Annotated in this window: 1 protein-coding gene and 1 pseudogene; both read left to right on the forward strand. The window is 66.3% G+C overall.

From position 1 onward, the window contains the following. Positions 1 to 267 precede the first annotated feature (267 nt). Entirely contained in the window at positions 268 to 615 is a 348-nt protein-coding gene (gene tnpB, locus NKH57_RS33650; RefSeq protein WP_352950662.1) for an IS66 family insertion sequence element accessory protein TnpB, read from the forward strand. A 97-nt stretch (positions 616 to 712) separates the two neighbouring features. Then, positions 713 to 1,793 (forward strand): annotated as a pseudogene (gene tnpC, locus NKH57_RS33655) (IS66 family transposase); the annotation flags it as partial.

A 1,793-nucleotide genomic window follows, 5' to 3' on the forward strand; every position in this document is an offset into this window, starting at 1 on the left:
GGCGTGCGGGCTGGGCCTGGGGCGCGCGGCCCCCACCCCCTCCGGCGGCCGGGGGGGGGGGGGGGGGGGGGGGGGGCGCGGGCGGCGGGCGGGGGGGGGGGGGCCCCCCCCCCCCCCCCCGCCGCAGTTGAAACAGGTCACCACTCATCGTGCGCGTCGTAAGACCAGCATGGTGACGATCGAGCTTGGCGGTGGCCGTCGCCTGCGGGTCGAGAGTGACGTCGACACCGAGGCGCTCGGCCGGATCCTCGATGTTGTGGAGCGGCGATGATCCCGATTCCTTCCGGCATGCGGGTGTGGCTGGCGACCGGTCACACCGATATGCGCAAAGGCTTCCCGTCCTTGGCTTTGCAGGTGCAGGAGGTGCTCAAGCGCGATCCGCTGAGCGGGCATTTGTTCTGCTTCCGCGGTCGCCGCGGCGATCTTTTGAAGGTGATCTGGCACGACGGTCAGGGGGCCTGCCTGTTCACGAAGCGGCTAGAGCGAGGGCGGTTCATTTGGCCAAGCCCGGCCGACGGCGCAGTGACGATCTCGGCGGCGCAGCTCGGTTATCTTCTGTCCGGAATCGACTGGCGAAATCCGCAGGAAACCTGGCGTCCGACGTCGGTCGGGTGACGGTTTTGCCTTTGAAAGCAGGAGTGGATGTGATTCCTTTCCGCCTGTGAAAGTCGCCCCTGATTCGCTCCCGACCGATCTTGGTGCCGCCCACGCGATGATCCTCGCGGAGCGCGCCGCGCGCATGGAGGCGGAGGCCGTCGCGGCGCGTGCTCAGGCTGTGACCTCCAGCACGGATGCCCTGATCGCGCACCTCAAGCTGCAGATCGAGAAGCTGCACCGCGAGCTTTACGGCAGCCGCTCGGAGCGCAAGGCGCGGCTGCTTGACCAGATGGAATTGCAGCTGGAGGATTTGGAGGCCGCTGCGACCGAGGACGAACTGACGGCGAGACAAGCGGCAGCGCAAGCGCAGACGGTTCGCTCGTTCGAGCGCAAACGGCCCGCGCGCAAGCCTTTCCCCGAGCATCTGCCGCGCGAGCGCGTCGTCATCGCCGCGCCTCGGAACTGCCCCTGCTGCGGTTCAGCCAAGCTGGCGAAGCTTGGCGAAGACGTCACCGAGACGCTGGAGGTGATCCCGCGCCGGTGGAAGGTGATCCAGACGGTGCGCGAGAAGTTCACCTGCCGCGAATGCGAGAAGATCACGCAGCCGCCGGCACCCTTCCACGTGACCCCGCGTGGCTTTGCCGGGCCGAACCTTTTGGCGATGATCCTGTTCGAGAAGTTCGCCCAGCACCAGCCGCTGAACCGGCAAAGCGAGCGCTATGCCCGTGAGGGCATCGAGCTCAGCGTGTCGACGCTTGCCGACCAGGTTGGAGCCTGTGCTGCGGCACTGAAGCCGTTGCATGCGCTGATCGAGACGCATGTGGTTGCCGCCGGCCGGCTGCATGGCGACGACACTACAGTGCCGATTTTAGCCCGCGGCAAGACCGATACCGGGCGCATCTGGACCTATGTCAGGGATGACCGGCCGTTCGGCGGGCAATCGCCGCCGGCGGCACTCTATTATGCCTCGCGCGATCGGCGACAGGAACATCCCGAGCGCCATCTCAAATCCTTCACTGGCATTCTGCAGGCTGACGCCTATGGCGGCTATAACCCGCTGTTCAAGGTGGACCGCTATGGCGGTCCGCTGACCCAGGCACTGTGCTGGTCGCATTATCCAGGGCGAAGTTTTATCTGGAGTCTTTGGCGGCGCATGCTGCATTTGGGAGAGGTTCAGGGGTGGCAGTATCCGGATA

Origin of the sequence: Mesorhizobium sp. M1050 (assembly GCF_040318715.1) — a bacterium.
Classification (GTDB): Bacteria; Pseudomonadota; Alphaproteobacteria; order Rhizobiales; family Rhizobiaceae; genus Mesorhizobium.

What these genes read in the sequence shown, in the direction of transcription:
- tnpB (WP_352950662.1), top strand. Translation starts at nt 268, where the DNA reads ATGATCCCGATTCCTTCCGGCATGCGGGTGTGGCTGGCGACCGGTCAC.